16 protein-coding genes are annotated in these 14721 nt (G+C 69.5%); 9 read left to right on the top strand and 7 right to left on the bottom strand.

Going from position 1 to position 14721, the window contains the following annotated elements; genetic code table 11:
- Window positions 1-99: 99 nt before the first annotated feature.
- Together C4V41_RS33520 and C4V41_RS33515 are read right to left on the bottom strand one after the other, a co-directional pair.
- On the bottom strand, window positions 100-804 hold the full coding sequence (locus C4V41_RS33520) for a response regulator (protein ID WP_103959992.1): 705 nt from the start codon (window positions 802-804) through the stop codon (window positions 100-102).
- A complete protein-coding gene (locus C4V41_RS33515; protein ID WP_103959991.1) occupies window positions 801-1949 on the bottom strand; it encodes a sensor histidine kinase in 1149 nt (382 codons plus the stop codon). Before C4V41_RS33515 ends, C4V41_RS33520 begins: the two co-directional genes overlap by 4 nt.
- Before the next feature lie 203 nt (window positions 1950-2152).
- Here C4V41_RS33515 and C4V41_RS33510 point away from each other — a divergent pair, with 203 nt between their 5' ends.
- On the top strand, window positions 2153-2959 hold the full coding sequence (locus C4V41_RS33510; RefSeq protein WP_327537485.1) for an alpha/beta fold hydrolase: 807 nt from the start codon (window positions 2153-2155) through the stop codon (window positions 2957-2959).
- Between the two features lie 43 nt (window positions 2960-3002).
- Here the strand turns inward: C4V41_RS33510 and C4V41_RS33505 are convergent, their stop codons facing one another.
- Window positions 3003-4751 (bottom strand): peroxidase family protein, encoded by a 1749-nt coding sequence (locus tag C4V41_RS33505; RefSeq protein ID WP_103959989.1) that lies wholly within the window; start codon window positions 4749-4751, stop codon window positions 3003-3005.
- An 81-nt stretch (window positions 4752-4832) separates the two neighbouring features.
- Between C4V41_RS33505 and C4V41_RS33500 the strand changes: the two genes are divergently transcribed.
- From C4V41_RS33500 to C4V41_RS64520, 3 genes are all read left to right on the top strand, one after another.
- Complete coding sequence (locus C4V41_RS33500; protein WP_103959988.1) at window positions 4833-6146, top strand: cytochrome P450; 1314 nt, start codon at window positions 4833-4835, stop codon at window positions 6144-6146.
- A 2-nt stretch (window positions 6147-6148) separates the two neighbouring features.
- A complete protein-coding gene (locus tag C4V41_RS65485) occupies window positions 6149-6271 on the top strand; it encodes a hypothetical protein (protein WP_268808709.1) in 123 nt (40 codons plus the stop codon).
- A 153-nt stretch (window positions 6272-6424) separates the two neighbouring features.
- Window positions 6425-7408, top strand: a complete 984-nt coding sequence (locus tag C4V41_RS64520; protein ID WP_103959987.1) for a glycoside hydrolase family protein — start codon at window positions 6425-6427, stop codon at window positions 7406-7408.
- A gap of 78 nt (window positions 7409-7486) precedes the next feature.
- On the opposite strand, the gene prfH is transcribed toward C4V41_RS64520, so the two are convergent.
- The 3 genes from prfH to C4V41_RS60965 all read right to left on the bottom strand — a co-directional run bounded on the left by prfH (window position 7487) and on the right by C4V41_RS60965 (window position 9583).
- The gene (gene prfH / locus C4V41_RS33490; protein WP_103959986.1) at window positions 7487-8101 is read right to left on the bottom strand and encodes a peptide chain release factor H; all 615 of its coding nucleotides are present in this window, start codon (window positions 8099-8101) and stop codon (window positions 7487-7489) included.
- Window positions 8098-9258: an RNA ligase RtcB family protein gene (locus C4V41_RS33485; RefSeq protein WP_103959985.1), complete on the bottom strand. Its 1161-nt coding sequence runs from the start codon at window positions 9256-9258 to the stop codon at window positions 8098-8100. The genes prfH and C4V41_RS33485 overlap by 4 nt, the downstream gene beginning before the upstream one ends.
- A gap of 145 nt (window positions 9259-9403) precedes the next feature.
- Window positions 9404-9583 carry a hypothetical protein gene (locus C4V41_RS60965; protein WP_146103889.1) on the bottom strand — a complete coding sequence of 60 codons (180 nt, stop codon included), beginning with the start codon at window positions 9581-9583 and terminating at the stop codon, window positions 9404-9406.
- 61 nt (window positions 9584-9644) lie between these two features.
- Here C4V41_RS60965 and C4V41_RS33480 point away from each other — a divergent pair, with 61 nt between their 5' ends.
- From C4V41_RS33480 to C4V41_RS33460, 5 genes are all read left to right on the top strand, one after another.
- Window positions 9645-9935, top strand: a complete 291-nt coding sequence (locus C4V41_RS33480) for a hypothetical protein (protein WP_103959984.1) — start codon at window positions 9645-9647, stop codon at window positions 9933-9935.
- A 169-nt stretch (window positions 9936-10104) separates the two neighbouring features.
- A complete protein-coding gene (locus tag C4V41_RS33475; protein ID WP_103959983.1) occupies window positions 10105-10695 on the top strand; it encodes a dihydrofolate reductase family protein in 591 nt (196 codons plus the stop codon).
- A gap of 282 nt (window positions 10696-10977) precedes the next feature.
- On the top strand, window positions 10978-12219 hold the full coding sequence (locus tag C4V41_RS33470; protein WP_200824414.1) for an MFS transporter: 1242 nt from the start codon (window positions 10978-10980) through the stop codon (window positions 12217-12219).
- Window positions 12220-12357: 138 nt separating this feature from the next.
- A complete protein-coding gene (locus tag C4V41_RS33465) occupies window positions 12358-12891 on the top strand; it encodes a hypothetical protein (protein WP_103959981.1) in 534 nt (177 codons plus the stop codon).
- A gap of 135 nt (window positions 12892-13026) precedes the next feature.
- Window positions 13027-13992, top strand: coding sequence for an NBR1-Ig-like domain-containing protein (locus C4V41_RS33460; RefSeq protein ID WP_103959980.1), 966 nt, complete (start codon window positions 13027-13029; stop codon window positions 13990-13992).
- 45 nt (window positions 13993-14037) lie between these two features.
- Here the strand turns inward: C4V41_RS33460 and C4V41_RS33455 are convergent.
- Window positions 14038-14721: SpoIID/LytB domain-containing protein (locus C4V41_RS33455; protein WP_200824413.1), on the bottom strand; the 684-nt coding region annotated here is incomplete at its 5' end.

The following is a 14721-nucleotide window of genomic DNA, read 5'->3' as shown; positions in this document are numbered from 1 at the left end:
GCCGGACACGGTTGTGCGACCTCCCCGTTCATCGGCTGGATACATGACCACATGCGTGTCTCGGGAAGCCCTTTTGTCAGCCAAGCCCTGGCTCGGTTTTCAGGTCACCAGGCCCCTGCGGTACGCGTAGACCACGGCCTGCACCCGGTCACGCAGGTCGAGTTTGGTGAGGATGCGCGACACGTACGTTTTGACGGTCTCCGGGCTGATCACCAGCGTCACCGCGATCTCGCTGTTCGACTGGCCGTTGGCGATGAGGCAGAGCACCTCCATCTCGCGCGGCGTCAGCGCGACATCGTCCGGTACGCCCTGGGCGGGGCGGATTCGCGCCGCGTACTTGCCGACGAGCTGCCGGGTGACTTCGGGGGCCAGCAGCGCGGCGCCCGTCGCGACCGTGCGGATGCCGTGCAGCAGTTGTGACGGCGGGGCGTCCTTGAGCAGGAAGCCGCTCGCCCCCGCCCGGAGCGCCTCGTACACGTACTCGTCCAGGTTGAACGTCGTCACCACGAGCACCTTGACGGGCTGCTCCACCCCGGCGCCGGCCAGTTGGCGGGTCGCCTCGATGCCGTCGAGCACCGGCATCCGTACGTCCATCACCACGACGTCGGGGTTCAGCCGGCGGGCGAGGTCGATCGCGGCGCGGCCGTCGCCGCACTCGCCCACCACCTCCATGTCGGGCTGGGCGTCGATGATCGTCGCGAAGCCGGTACGGATCAGCGCCTGGTCGTCGCAGACCAGGACCCGGACCGGAGAGACCGGAGAGACCGGAGAGGCCGGGGAGGTCGGAGAGACCGGAGCGCTCACGACGGGCTCCCGGCCGGAACGCGGGCCCGTACGACGAAGCCGCCGTCCGCCTGCCGGTCGGCGCTGAAGTCGCCGCCCAGGGCGCCGACCCGGTCGCGGAGCCCGGCCAGGCCCCGCCCGCTGCCGCCGGGAGAGAGGGCCCCCGAGCCGGAACCGTCGGTGCTGACCTCCACGGTGATCTCCTTTTCGCCGTGGCGCACGCGGACCTCGGTGCGGCTGCCGTGGGCGTACTTGAGGGCGTTCGTCAGGGCTTCTTGCACGACCCTATAGGCCACGAACGCGGCGCTGCCGGACGTCTCCGCGGGCTCGCCCTCTTCGATGATCTCCACCGGCTGGCCGGCCTGCCGGGTCTGTTCGACGAGGGTGCGCAGGTCGCCAACGGCCGGCGTCTGGGTGTCGTGGTCGGGGTTGAGCAGGTCGAGCAGGTGCCGCAGGTCGGTGATGGCCCGCCGGCCGGTGTCGGTGACGGCGCTCAGGGTCGTGTCAAGGCGTTCGGGGGCGGCGGTCAGGTAGCGGGCGGCCTCGGCCTGTACGACCATCGCCGTCACGTGGTGGGTCACGACGTCGTGGAGTTCGCGGGCGATACGGGTACGTTCGGCGACGCGGGTGGCCTCGGCGATGTGGCGGCGGCGTTCGGCCTCGGCGGCCCGGGTGGTGCGCAGCCACGTCCCGATTCCCCATGCGAGGGCCAGGACCACGTAGAGCATCACGATGTCCGCCGGGGTCTCGTGCGAGCCGAGCCGGCCGAGCGCGAGCATCAGCGGCAGGTACGCGGCGGAGAGCAGGATCGCGATGAGGCGCCGGTGGCGTTCCAGGTGGGCGCCCGCGCTGATGAGCGCGATGGGCAGCGCGGTGCCCGCCAGCGCGTGGTAGGCGAAGAGCTGGTCGAGGGCGAAACCGAGCGACACCAGGACGAGAGAGACGGCCGGCCACCGTCGGCGCACGGTGAGCGGGAGGGCCTCCAGGGCGATCACCACGACGGCCAGCGCGTCGTAGGGGCGGGTCGGCAGGGCGGCGATCTGTGTGCCGGTGCCCTGGAACCCCGGCAGGAGCGACATGACGGTCAGGAGCAGCGCTAACGGGAGATCCCTGACCGTGACGTCGCACCGCTGCCACAGATCCCTGATCCGTCGAACGTCCATCACCCGGGCGAGCCTAGCGGTTTCGGAGGGTTTGTCCCCCGTGCGAGCTACCGGCGAATGTCCACCGTGCGGTGACGATTCCGAGGTCGCCGACTCCATAGCGTAGCCGCAGCGCTCATCGACCGGAGGACATCATGTACCGCAAGTTCAAGGCATCCGTTGTGGCCGCGCTGTGTGCGGGACTCGTCGGCTGTGGGAGCACCTCGATGGACGAATGGGATCCCTTCGCCGCCCCCACGAAGAAGGCCGACCCGAAGACGAACGGGAAGATCGAGGTCGAGGGCCGGTCGGTGAACGTGTCCTGCTCGGGTGACGCGGCGAAGGGCAAGCCGGTCATCGTGCTGATGCACGGAGGCGGTGACGGGCTGGACAAGCTGGCCGCCCTCCAGAAGACGCTGAGCGCGAAGAACCGGGTCTGTTCGTACGACCGGCTCGGCGCGGGCAAGAGCGACCAGCCGGACGGCTCGCAGAGCTTCACCAGCACCGGGAAGGTTCTGACCGGGGTGCTCGACCAGATCGCCGCTGACAGCCCGGTCGTGCTGGCCGGACACTCGCTGGGCGGGCTGATCGCCGCCAGGTACGCCCCCGAGCACCCCGGCAAGGTCAAGGGCCTGGTCCTGATGGACGCCACCTCGCCCACCATGGTCGCCGACATCAGCAAGGCGATCCCCAAGTCCGCCAAGGGCCCGGCGGCCGACGTACGCGCCCAGAACCTCGCGATCTTCGCGGGGCAGAACCCGGAGAAGCTCGCCATCGCCGACGGCAAGGTCGGTTCCGCCGGGAACATCCCGGTAGAGGTGATCAAGCACGGCAAGCCGTACCTCGAGGCCATCCCCACGTACGGCAAGCACCTGGAGCAGGCGTGGACCGCGGGCCAGCGCAAGTGGCTCGGGCTGTCCAGCGGCAGCAGGCTGAGCACGGCCACCAACAGCGGGCACTACATCTACGTCGACCAGCCCGACGCCGCCGTCGAGGCCATCGAGCGGGTCGCCTCGCAGGCGAATGCCGGGTGACCGGCTCCGGCACCGTGAGCTCTACGTGAGCTCTACGTGAGCTTTACGGAACGCGCCACGGCGCGAAGGCGTGCGGGACGCCGTTGAGGGCGGGGGCGAGTTCGGGATGGTGGCGCAGCAGGACCTCGGTCATGCCGGTCCTGTCGATCCAGTCCAGCCCTTCGGGGCTGTAGACCTCGGGGGTGTAGAGGTCGGTGAAGAACGGGTCGCTCTTGAGCCGGCGAGACGCCATCAGCACGAAGACCCGGAAAGCGGTGTCGGACAGCGCGAACCCGGCCGGTTTGGGCTCGGCGAGCAGCCCGATGGTGGTGTCGACGCGTTCGGGGTCGCCGTCGTAGACCTCCTCGATCTCGCGCGCCCACTCGGGCTTGCCGGTCAGCCGCGCGAAGTCGGTCACCGGCGGCTTGCGGAGCATGCGGCGGAAGTCGTTGTAGCGGGGCACACCGCGTTCGCGGTCGCGCAGGATGTCGAGGGTGCCGATGTCGACGCGCTCGCCGCTGACGCGTACCAGGTCGCGCATGGCGTTGGGATGGTTGTGCAGGGTCAGCGCGCCGGGGTTCGTGACGCCGAAGGAATAGAGCCAGTCGGACATGCCGTGCCGCTCGAAGGCCGCCCGGGTGTGCCGCCCCTGGATCGGGAGCAGCTCTTCGGTGGTGATCAGGGCGCCGTCGCGGTGGGAGTGGATCGGGTAGTCGTCGCGGAGCAGCGGGTGGAAGCGGTAGGAGGCGATGAACTCCTCGGTCATCGAGTATTGGGCGGCGTGATGGTCCATGGGCGAGCCGGGGATGCCGGACAGCACCTCGCCACGCCCAACGCGGCCATGGCGGCGGCGGAAGCCGGGCCCCAGCAGGCCGGACCAGTTGGCGTTCATGCCCACGCGTACGGCCCGGTTGTCGAGGATGCCGGGGGTCCACTCCAGGGTGTGGATCTTGGCCATGACCGCGACGTTGACCAGGCGGGCGGTCTGGAAGAGCCGTTCGTCGTCCCAGGAGGGGTACGCCGCGCGCAGCAGGTCGCAGATGGCGTTGTGCTCCTTGACGAACAGGGTGTGCAGCAGCGCCAGGCCGACCCAGTAGTTGTCGTTGAATCCCGTCAGGTCGATTCCGGCATGGTCCGGGCGGGTCTCCTCCGGTAGCCGCCCGTCCTGGAGGATCATCCGGCCGTCCTCGCCGGTCCGCAGCGAGCGGCAGCGCTGTTCGGAGCTGCCGTAGATCTGCGAGCCGTCCCACCAGTGGGTGACCGTGTTCTCGTAGGTCGGCGGGGCGCCGGGCGCGGTGTGGGGCGTGGGGTCGGGGCGGCTGCGGCGTACGCGCATGGTCCGCTCATGCCAGGGGTCGTCGTCGGCGATCGGCACTTCGATGGGCTCGGTCAGGCGGTTGTCGCCGTGGCTGAACCAGTCGTGGTTCTGGAACTGGATCCAGGCGGCGGCCAGCATGTTCAGCGTCGTGGCGGGGATGAGGTCGCGCCTGGTCAGCAGCCTGTTGCACACCTCGCGGGGATTGGGTGACAGCAGCATGTCCTGCGGGCCCGGATGGGTCAGGCCGAGTGGGGCGTTGCGGTCGAACCGGGTGCCCGCCCGGCCCATGTCCGCATCGTCGGGGTCGTAGCCGGAGCCGTCGTAGCCGCGGTGACGCGGCCTGGTCTGGGACGGGGCAGGTGGCCGTTCGCCGCCGGCCGTACGGGTGTCGTGGAGGTTTCGCCGGCGCAGGGCCGCCCGCATCCTGCCCAGCGCCGCCAGTTGAAGCAGGAACGGCAGCTCGTGCCACTCTCGCGCGATCTTTGCCCAGTTCATGGACGGGCACCACCTTTCGGTCTTCACTTATAGTAATTGATTAACTACTCTTTGTAATATCCCGAAGTGTGGAGGGCTTCCATGGGGCACGAGATCCCGCACGCGACCGCGCTGGAGAGCCTCACGTTCTCCCTGCTCTACTCCCTGCCGGAATTCGCCCGCGGCATCGTCATCCGCCGGCCCGCGATGACGCGGCGGCTCGCCCGGCTCGACGCGCACCGCTTCTGCATGAGGCTGCGCGTGCGCTACGGCGGCCGCTCGCTCTACGTGCGGGGTCCGAGAGGGAAGACGCTCCTGCTGCTTTCGCAGGGCGACGTCGAACGGGTGCTGACCGGCAGCGACTCGGTCTTCTCCCTCCGTACGGAGGAGAAGTGGCGCGGGTTCTCACCCGTGCAGCCGGATGGCCTGCTGCTCTCGCGAGGGGAGGAGCGCGAGGATCGGCGCCGGTTCACCCACGCGGTGCTCCAGCCGGGACAGGCGTCCCACGATCTGGCCCGGCGGATCGACCAGGTGATGGCGGAGGAGCTGGACGCGATCCTCGGCCGTAGCCCGGGTGTCGTGCACTGGGCGCGGCTGCGCGACCGCTACTACCGGGCGATCCTGAGGGTGGTGCTCGGCGACGCGGCCCGCGACGACGTACAGATCCTGGGGGCGCTCAACGCGCTGCGCGGCGAGGGCAACTGGCTGGGCCTGCGCCCCTGGCGGCGGAAGAGAATGCGCAGGTTGCGGCGGGCCATGATGGCGGGGGTCGGCTATCACGTGGCGGTGGCGGCCGACGGCAGCCTGGCGGGGCTGTGCGCCACCGCGCCTCAGACCCCCCACACCTGCCCGGCCGGGCAACTGCCGCACTGGCTGATGGCCCTGGAGAGCCTCGGCACGACGGTGATCGGTCCCACTCTGGCGCTGCTGGCCGGCCATCCCGAGCACTACGAGCGGGCGCGGGCCGGTGACCGGGACCATCTGCGTGCCTGCCTGTACGAGTCGCTGCGCCTGTGGCCGCTCGTGCCCACGCTGCCGCGGGTCGTCACCACGCCCACCGGCTGGCACGGAGCCATGCTCGCGGCCGGGACCGACATCGTGATCCCGGTCGCCGTGCACAACAGGAACCCCCAGATCGACTACGCCGACGCCTTCACCCCGCAGGTCTGGCTCGACGGCCGGGCCTCGGCCGACTGGTGGATCGTCCCGTTCTCGGGCGGCCCTGGCCGCTGCCCGGGAGCCGATCTGGGCATCCAGGTCGGGGTCTCGGCGCTGGCCGCGCTGCTGCGCCAGTACGACTTCCACCCGATCGGCCCGAAGCTCGGACCGGACCGCCCGCTCCCCAAGACCCTGGACCCGTTCTCCCTGCGCCTGAAAGTCAGCCCAAGGTCGCAATCATCCCAGACCATCGACTGACGATGGGAGACGTCCTGCGCCCGCTCTCCCTGGGTGACCAGCCGGTGGACGCGGTCTTCGAGGTGATCGTGATCGCCGGGATTCGCCGGCGGGTCAGCGCTGTCACCGTACGTGTCCTCCCATGATCCGAAGCGGCTGGTGGGCATTATCTTCCGCACCACGCCCGGAGCTGTCAAGAGCGTACTTTCCCTTGGTAATTCGTATTAGCAGCTTGACGCGGCCTTCCGCTGGGGGCGAGCGTAGTGGATCCGTACCACGACGCAGCGTGAAGGAGCGAAATGGACACCCCCCATCCATCAATCCGACGGCGGACCGTGTTGCTGGGCGCGGCGGCGGGCGTGGCCACGGGCCTGGGGCTCGGCCCGGCCGCGAACGCGGCGACGGCGGCGGGCCCGGCCGGGATGCCCACCTACCGGTACCTGCGCGACGCGCTGTCCAAGCCGCTCAGCCACAACCCGACGGGGGAGTTCATCTTCCCCTGCATCAGAGGCGTGTACGACAAGCTCAGCAGCCCCCGGGCGCGCTACCACCTCTATTACGCCCCGCACGAGGACCCGGGCGGCATCTGCGTGGCCTTCGCCGACTCACTGAACGGCCCCTTCGACGACTACTCCGGCAACCCGATCATCGACAACCGCCTGCCGACCACCACGGTGTCCCACGTGTCCTCACCCCACGTGACCTGGGACGCCGCCACCCGGCAGTTCTTCTGCTACTTCCACGGCGAGAACTTCACCACGCGCGTGGCCCGCTCCACCGACGGCGTCACCTTCACCGACGAGACCCCGATCCTGAGCACCCGCCTGGTGCCCGGCACCTCCGAGACCTCCTACGCCCGGGTCTTCGAGCACCGGCTGCCCGGCCGGAACAACAAGTACGTGATGATCTTCATGGGTGTACGCAACGGCCGCCGCATCTTCTACGGCTGGTCGCCCAACGGCTGGGACGGCTGGCAGTTCAGCGCGACCCCGCTGGTGAACCCCGAGCCCGACGGCGTCACCGACATCTCCGGCGCCACCCTCGTCAAGCGCAACGGAACCACCTACGTGGCCTACCACGGCAACGACGGCAGGATGCGGATCACGGAGGTCGGCGACGGTTTCGACAGGGAGACCCACCTCGGCGTCTTCCACTCCCCGATCGCGTCGGACAACGGCAGAGCGGCGGCGCCGTCGTTCGGCACCATGGACGGCGTGGAGTACATGTTCTACGAGGCGGGACCACGTCTGAACGCCCGCATCTGCATCGCGCGGGCGGTCTGACGGCCCTATGACTCCGGCCGTCGGGGCCGATCCGCACGGAGACCACGACGAGGACGGGGGCGAGCCAACGCCATTCGCCTAGGCTTCCGGGCGTTCGACGCGGGTGGGGTCGCCGCGTACGAGGTCGTCGTGGATGCGCCAGCGGGCGGTGGTGAGGTCGCGTTCCGCCACGTCGTCGCCGTGCTCGATGCGCTCTCGCAGCAGTCGCAGGGCGATGCGGCGGTTGAGGCTGAACCGGCGCTCGGTGTCCACCACGACGACGAGCCCCGAGGGCCGGTGGGTCGCGCGTACCGCCGTGCTGGCCTTGTTGCGGTGCTGGCCGCCCGGGCCGCCGGTGCGGCAGGCGACGATGTCGACGTCCGCTTCCGCGAACGTCGTGCGCGGGGTGTCGACCTGGCACGGCTGGGCGGTGACGTACCAGTTCTTCCGGCCGATGCCGGTCCGGTACGGGCTGGGGGCCTGCCAGCACAGGGTGCCCGTCCACGAGGCGGCGAACGCCTCGGCGCCGGCTCCCGTGATCTCGATCAGGGCCGAGCGGTAGGTGCCGGGCCGGTCACCGGGCACGGTCTCGGCCCGGTGGGTGCGCAGGCTCTGCCGGGTGGCGTCGGTTTCCAGGCGGCGCAGGAGCCGGGCCAGTGCCCAGGCGCACTCCTGCGGGCCGCGCCCGGCCGACAGCAGCAGATGGACGCTCACGAGCGGCCTCGCCCACGACGCTTGCGGGGCGTGGAACCGAGGTCGGCGGTCTTGTAGGTGACCAGCGGGATCGTGGTGGCCACGGGCGTGGCCAGGTCGTGGTCGACGAGGTCGTTGATCACCTGCTCGATACGCTTGTACGCCGTCGGCGCCTCCTCGAACAGCAGCTGGCGGTCGCCGCACACCACCAGCGACCCCACCGGCGTACGGCGCAGCTCCTCGACCGTGTGCTTGGCCTTGCCCCGGCGCAGGGCGTCCGCGCGCGACATCTTGCGGCCCGCGCCGTGCGCCACGGAATGGCCGGCGTCCGGCCCGGCGTGGGCGGCCACGAGGTAGGAGGGGGTGCCGCGCGTACCGGCGATGAGCACGTCGCGGCCGTCACCCGGTGCCGCTCCCTTGCGGTGCAGGTAGATCCCGTCGCGGACCTCGACCAGGTTGTGGCACTGGTCGACGATCGGCTCGGTGGGCTCGGCCCCCAGGGCATGGGCGACCCGGGCGGCCATCAGCCGCCGGTTGAGCGAGCCCCAGCGTACGGCGTCGTCATGCATCGCCAGGTAGGCGCCGGGATCAGGAGCGGGACCGGCGCCGTGCAGCGAGGTGTGCGCCCGCAGGATCCGTTCGCCCAGCCCCCGCGAACCGCTGTGGACGACGAGGACCAGGTCGCCGGCGGTAAGCCCGAGACGGGTCGCGTGGTCCGGCTCGAAGACGGTCCCGATCCGGGCCAGCTCGACGAAGTGGTTGCCCCGGCCGACCGTACCGAGGCCCTCGACGTGACCGGCCGGAATGTCGCCCTTGACGACGGCCCAGGCCGGGTCGTCGGCATCCTGCTCGGGGTCCAGCGCGCGGTCGAGGTCGGGGAACCGGGCGGCGAGCTTCTCGGGTACGGCGCGCTTGAGCTTGATGGGGAACACGGCGATGCCGCAGCCGATGTCGGAGCCCACCAGGAACGGGTACAGGATGGTCGACGCCATGGCGGCGCCGATGGGGGCGCCCTTACCGGGGTGCAGGTCCGGCATGGCGGCGACGTGCGTCATGCCGTCGAGGGCGGCCACCTGGTGGCACTGCGCGACGGCATCGGACTCGATCCAGCTATCGGGGGAGGCGAACACGGTGACCGTGGCCGGGGCGGACGGCAGCGGGGAATGGTGCTGAGACAAGGACGCTCTCTTCGCGGAACAGGGTGTGGGCAGGCGGCATCACGGCGCGAATCGGCGCCGTGGCATCTCGAATGGGCGACTGCTGTCCGTTAGTGCCTCATGGGCACAACGTTCCCGGAGCCCGCCCCCGCGACGCAAACGATTTTCACCGGGTCGGTGAAGGCACCAGTCCGCCTTGGCGGGCGACGAAGGCATCGGTGAGCGCCTTGCCGTCAACGCCTGCTTTCCAGCCGCTTCCGGCAGGCGTCCTGCCCTGGAGGAGCTCCTCGACCGCCACCTCTCTCCAGTTAAATGCTCTGCATTTCTCACCCTTGACGAAATTCATTTCAAGGATCGCCGAAGGATTCGACCTTTCGCCGGCGAGCCGGGCGGCTCATGCTTTGAGCATGTCGAAAACGCCCGGGGACGACTGGATGCCGCCGCGGATGATCGAGGTGGAGGCGCATGGCCGGGATGTGCCCGGAGAAGGCGACGGCCTGCGGTTCGGGCTGCGCTTCGCGGACGGGACCGAGGTCGCCCAGGACGACGAGACGGGGTTGCGTGGGGGGATCGGTCCGATTCTGTTCCGGTTCGAGAGTTCTACCAGCAGCGGGCCTGAGCCATCTGTGGACATCGTCATGAGGCTGTGGGCCTGGCCGCTGCCGCCTCCGGGGCGGGTCGCGCTGACGTGCTCGTGACCGGGTGCGGGGCTCGACGCGGCCGAATTCGCGATCGACGGTCCGGCCATCCGCGCCGCCGCCGCACGCGCGGAACCCATCTGGCCGGAAAGCCGATGGGGTTCCTTGAGGGAACTCAGGATGCTATGGTCATGGGGTCTCCTCAAGGAACCCCGAAAGGATCAGGCACATGAGCAAGGTCATCAGCGCCCACTCGGTATCGGTCGACGGCTTCATCACCGGCCACGGTCCCGGCGCGGGGCACGGTCTCGGCGACGGGACGATGCTGTTCGACTGGTACTTCAACGGCGACACGCCCAGCCAGGTCTTCGACGGCTTCAAGCTGAGCGAGCCCAGTGCCCGGGTGTTCGACGCGGCCGCCGCGCGGGTGGGTGCGCTGGTGATCGGGCGCAACACGTACGAGGACTCCGACCACTTCGGCGGCGGCAGCCCCCACCCGGCGGCCCGGCCGTTCATCCTCAGCCACCGGTACGCGCCGGAGATCACCGAGCGGCAGACGCTGATCACCACCGGCATCCGGGATGCGATCGCGGCGGCCCGGGCGGCGGCCGGTGGCAAGGACGTCGGCCTGATGGGCGGTGGTGTGCTGGCCTCCGCGCTGGAGGCGGGCCTGGTCGATGAGGTGATCCTGCACCAGGTGCCGATCCTGCTCGGCGGCGGCCGCCCGTTCTTCCAGGCGCTGCCCCAGCACGTGCACCTGCGCCTGATCGAGGCCGTCCCGGCGCCAGGCGTGACCCATCTCCGGTACGAAGTCCGCTAGCGGGCAGCGTGTGCGGAGCCCTGGTCGTCTTCGGGATCACCGTCTACGTCGCCCGGCGCGCCGGCAGCCCCCGATGACACATCCTGGACGGCTCAGGCCGCCCAGGATGCCTGTCGCGACTATTGGTCCTTGCCACGCTTCATGACGTCTCCCCTTCTTTCCATTAAATCGACCTGACAATTGGTGGACATTAGCACGCCGGTTAGTTCGCGGGCGGTTCTCAAATGTTCGCTGTTTCTTGAAACGTCCGCCCCGCTTTTGGGGTTTCGGCAGACTCGACAGGTGAAAAAAGAAGTTACCTATGCGTCGGTATTCGCGATGCGCGAGTTCCGGGCGATGTGGCTGGCCGAGCTCACGTCCGTCGCCGGTGACCAACTGGCCCGGGTCGCGCTCGCCGTACTCGTCTACCAGCGCACCGCGTCGGCGGGGCTGACCGGGCTGACCTACGCGCTGACCTACCTGCCGTCGCTGGTGGGCGGGCTGCTCCTGTCGGGTCTGGCAGACCGTTACCCTCGGCGCAATGTCATGATCGTGACCGACCTCGCTCGCGTCGCCCTGGTCGCGCCCATGGCCATTCCCGGCACCCCGTTCTGGGTGTTGTGCGTGCTGCTGGCGCTGATGGTCACCCTGCACGGGCCGTTCAAGGCGGCGCAGCTCGCGATGCTGGCCGATGTGCTGACCGGCGAGAAATACGTCGTGGGGCTGGCCATTCGCCACATCACGATCCAGTCCGCGCAACTGGCCGGGTTCGCCGGTGGTGGCGCGCTGGTCGCCTTCATCGGTCCTTCCACTGCCCTGGCGCTGAACGCGGCGACCTTCGCGCTTTCTGCCGGGGCCGTCTGGTGGGGGGTGTCGCACCGCCCGGCGGCGCGGCCGAAGGACCGGAACGGGGCCGTGGGTACGACGGCCGGCGGCGGAATGGCGGTGATCTGGAAGGATCCCGTCCTGCGTACGCTCACCCTGCTGGCCTGGTTGTGCGGTTTCCACGTCACCCCCGAAGCCCTGGCGGCCCCGTACGCGACGAGCCTGGGTGAGGGTGCGGTGGCCGTGGGCCTGATCATGGCCAGCGATCCGGCGGGCAGCGTGATCGGGGCCCTGGTCTTCACCCGGTGGGTGCCCAGCGAGAGGCGCGTGCGGTTGATCGGGGTGCTCGCGGTGCTGGCCGGGATCCCGCTGCTCTTTGGGTTCCTCTATCTGCCCCTGGTGGCGTCCATGGCGTTGTTCGCGCTCTCCGGCGCGTTCGCGATGGCGTACCACACCCAATTAGGGGCGAGCTTCGCACAGAGGATCCCCGACGAGGTCCGGGCTCAGGGGCTGGGTGTGATGTCCACCGGAGTGATCACGGTCCAGGGGCTGGGAGCGCTGGCGGCCGGTGTGCTCGCCGACGCGCTCGGATCCGGCGCGGCCATCGCGCTCGCGGGCGTGGCCGCGACGCTCGTGGCCGTCCCCGCCGCGATCAGTTGGGGGCGGGGGTGGCAGGACCAAGGGGCGACGATCGCCGCGGAACGGCCGTCCACGGGCTGACCGCGGTCCGGAGGACCGGCATCCCACGATTTCGGACCTGTCTCGCCGCGACGGTGGTGCCCCGCGCGGGGCGCGGATCACGGTGTGGCCATGACAACACACTCCCAAGAAGACAGACGGCCTGCGTGGCTGCGCGCGGTGTCCGCGATAGGACGCCGCTGGCCGACCTGGCTGGCGCTCGCCGCCGCGGCCATCAGCCTCTCCGACGTCGGTGACGGCCTGGAGTACCTGATCATTTTCGTCCTGCCCGCCACGGGCTACCTGTTCCTCGCGGTGGTCGACCGGCCCCGCATCACCTGGGCGGTGGTGATCGCGGCGCTGGCGACGGTCGTGGTCATGCGCCTGCTCAAGCTCGACCCGTGGCCGGCGCTGGCACTCGTCGTGATCGTCCTCGTCGCGGTGGGGCTGATCAACGGCCGGCTGCGCAGGCCCGGCGTGTACGCGCTGCAGTCACCGGGCGCCGTCGCCTTCATGGCCTTCGGCCTGCTGGTGCTGGCGGTTCCCGTCCCGGTCGGCGGCTACCTGGTGGCGGCCGGGCTGCTCGGCCACGCCACGTGGGACGCCTTCCACTGGCGCGCGAACAAGGTCGTCGCCCGGTCGTTCGCCGAATGGTGCGGCGTGCTGGACTTCGTGCTCGGTGCGGGACTGCTGCTGGTCCTGCTTCTGGGATGAGGCCGGTGCGGGGAGCTCTTTTCCGCCCAATAAAATGCACCATTTATAGCGCATTGTCCGGATAAATCGATAAATGTCCGACAAGTGGTCCGGTTTGAGTTGAGTGAAGACAGTGGGTGCTGTTACCTTCGCACGGTGGACGACACGCGTGCACGGGCGGAGATGATCGAAGACTTCGCGGAGGCCCTTCGTGACCTGCGCAACGCGGTCGGCAACCCGCCCTTCCGGGAGATGTCCGGCAGGTCGGGGGCCATTTCTCACACGACGTTGCACGAGGCCACGAAGGGTAATCGGCTCCCGAGCTGGGAGACCACCGTCGAGTTCGTCAAGGTGTGCGACGCCGACCCCGCCGCTTACCGCGAACGCTGGGAGGCGGCGAACCTGGCGGTCAGATCGGTCAGCGCCGGGAGTCCCTCGGCGGACCGATCGGCCGACGGACTCGCGGCCTCCGTCACCGGCGGTGTGGACCTTCGTACCGTGGAGATCGGCAGCGAGACGCCCGCCCCCGACGTCCAGCCGCCGCGCCCATCGTCGGGGCGATTATGGCTGAGCCGGCCGGTCGCCTTGGTGGCGGCGGCCGTCATCCTCGGGGCGGCGGCGGTCATCGTCGTGGTCACCGTCAATCGCGGCTCCGAGCCCAGCCGACCCAGCACGAACCCGACCGGCAGTCCATCGATCGCCGCGGCGGCCCCGGCCGAATGCCCGGTGCGCGTGACCAATCCGCCCTGGGCCCCGCCGTTGCACAAGGGCGATGCGGCGGTGTTCGTCGAAGACGTCACGCTCGCCGACTGCACCCGCGTCGCTCCCGGTAAGACCATGCCCAAGGTGTGGCGGCTCAAGAACGCCGGGAACGTGCCATGGAAGGGATATTCGCTGCGTCGCCTCGACCCCACGCAGCGTGCCGATCATTGTCAGACCATCTCCGACGTGCCCATTGAGGACACGGAACCTGGCGAGACGGTCGACATCCGGACCGACGTCACCACGCCCAGGAAGCCGGGCCTGTGCTACGTACGGTTCAAGATGGTCGACGCTTCGGGAACGGTCGCGTTCCCTGGAAGCCGGCCGATCAATTTCCAGATCATCGTCGGCGAACTCTGATTCCCCGCCGTGCGCGGTACGGCGGGGAATTCAAGTCGGAGAAGATCAGGAGCCGAGAACGATCCCCGTGTAGTAGTGCTTGAGGATCCTGGAGTAGCTCCAGCCCGCGTTGGCCTTGTCGCGCGAGCCGTACTGCGACATCCAGTCGCCGTTGACCCAGTTGCCGCACGCCGTCGTCGTGGCGCAGTACTGGGCTCGGAAGATCTTCCCGCTGCGGGTCAGCCGGGCGCCCCAGGTCGCGTCCACGGCGGCGCTCGTCACCGCCTTGGCGGAGCCGGGCTTGTACACCTGGCTCGACGTGTGGTCGTAGACGTCGAAGCACCGGCCGTCGGACGTCTTACGGTTGGAGTGCAGCGCCCAGTACCAGCCGAAGTTCTTCACGGCCATCGCCCCGGCCTTGAGCGACTCGCTCGGCCAGCTCGTGATCCACTCGTTGGGCAGGACGTTCTTGACGTAGGTCTTGAACTCCACCCGCTCCACGCGATCGAGGGACTTGCGGTACACGAGGATCGTCGTGGGCAGTTTCGTGTCCGTGCCGTCGGTCTTGCACCCGGTCGGCGTCGGCGTCGACGACGGGGCGAACTGGTGTGAGGCGTTCTGGTTCTTGAGCGTGGCGTTCAGGTTGGCCTTGGCGCCAGGGGCGAAGTCCTGGAAGGTGCCGGTGTGTCCGGTGTTGAAGTAGACGCGGACCTTCTTGCTGCTGTTGTTCCAGACGGAGGCGGCGGCGTT

Origin of the sequence: Nonomuraea solani (assembly GCF_900108335.1) — a bacterium.
GTDB classification, from domain to species: domain Bacteria; phylum Actinomycetota; class Actinomycetes; order Streptosporangiales; family Streptosporangiaceae; genus Nonomuraea; species Nonomuraea solani.
Note: the sequence above shows the minus strand (reverse complement) of the source record. Positions and strands in the feature narration are given on the sequence as shown.

Excerpts from the sequence above, each read along its gene's own strand:
- C4V41_RS33510 (WP_327537485.1), top strand. The coding sequence starts at position 2,153 with ATGGACGAATGGGATCCCTTCGCCGCCCCCACGAAGAAGGCCGACCCG.
- C4V41_RS33505 (WP_103959989.1), bottom strand. The coding sequence starts at position 4,751 with ATGAACTGGGCAAAGATCGCGCGAGAGTGGCACGAGCTGCCGTTCCTG.
- C4V41_RS33500 (WP_103959988.1), top strand. The coding sequence starts at position 4,833 with ATGGGGCACGAGATCCCGCACGCGACCGCGCTGGAGAGCCTCACGTTC.
- C4V41_RS65485 (WP_268808709.1), top strand. The coding sequence starts at position 6,149 with ATGGGAGACGTCCTGCGCCCGCTCTCCCTGGGTGACCAGCCGGTGGAC.
- C4V41_RS64520 (WP_103959987.1), top strand. The coding sequence starts at position 6,425 with ATGGACACCCCCCATCCATCAATCCGACGGCGGACCGTGTTGCTGGGC.
- C4V41_RS60965 (WP_146103889.1), bottom strand. The coding sequence starts at position 9,583 with ATGAATTTCGTCAAGGGTGAGAAATGCAGAGCATTTAACTGGAGAGAG.
- C4V41_RS33480 (WP_103959984.1), top strand. The coding sequence starts at position 9,645 with ATGTCGAAAACGCCCGGGGACGACTGGATGCCGCCGCGGATGATCGAG.
- C4V41_RS33475 (WP_103959983.1), top strand. The coding sequence starts at position 10,105 with ATGAGCAAGGTCATCAGCGCCCACTCGGTATCGGTCGACGGCTTCATC.